The 673-nt window shown below is 53.6% G+C and carries 2 protein-coding genes; both read left to right on the plus strand.

Going from position 1 to position 673, the window contains the following annotated elements:
- Nucleotides 1–243 (plus strand): hypothetical protein (locus ACYU8Y_RS16495; protein ID WP_460939151.1); only part of this gene is annotated, 243 nt, incomplete at its 5' end.
- 2 nt (nucleotides 244–245) lie between these two features.
- On the plus strand, nucleotides 246–632 hold the full coding sequence (locus ACYU8Y_RS16500) for a hypothetical protein (RefSeq protein ID WP_460939152.1): 387 nt from the start codon (nucleotides 246–248) through the stop codon (nucleotides 630–632).
- Nucleotides 633–673 lie beyond the last annotated feature (41 nt).

Here is a 673-nt window from a genome sequence, read left to right on the forward strand (position 1 = left end):
GCTGCGGGGGCGACGGCCAATACCGGTTACAAGCTGGCCGGGGCTTATAAGCTCAATGATTTAGTGGTTGCCTCCAATACAAGTTTATCCCCGCCAGTGTCTTCCGTGAATATACCCACGGGTTTGCTCAAGCTGGACGTTGGGTCGAATAACGGTAGTTTCGTGATGAATGGCTGGGTTCGCCAGGTCAAGTACTACCCGCGCCGGGTTTCTAATTCGTTCCTTCAATCCCTCACTGCTTAACGATGTTCACCCCTACTACTTTCGAGGATTTCCGCGCGATCTGGCCGCGGCTGAGCAAAGACCAGAAGGAAGCCTACACCGTCGATGGTCCCGTTCGGCGCATCATCAACGCGACCAATAACCAGGAGGTTTTAGGCTCGAATTACTCGCTGCCAACCAATCAGACGAATGTGCGATCGGTGTACATTTTTGGGCCGCACGACCTGCCTGAGTTCATTTTAGGCTCAGCTAATGAAGCCGAATGGCAGCGGGTCGAGAACATCGACCCTACCCACACCGCCCAGGTGTTGGGGTATGGGATGCAGGTAGAGCCGCGCATCGTGGTCGCCCTGATGGCCGTCAACGAGGGCGTTATGCCCCAGATTTTACCACCTTCTCCTGTTGAATAGCGATGACACCTATCCTGGTTACGTATTTAGAAGATAATGTA

Source organism: Spirosoma humi (assembly GCF_054776575.1).

Bases quoted from the DNA above. Each gene is read 5' to 3' on its own strand.
- ACYU8Y_RS16500 (WP_460939152.1), top strand. From the start codon at position 246: ATGTTCACCCCTACTACTTTCGAGGATTTCCGCGCGATCTGGCCGCGG.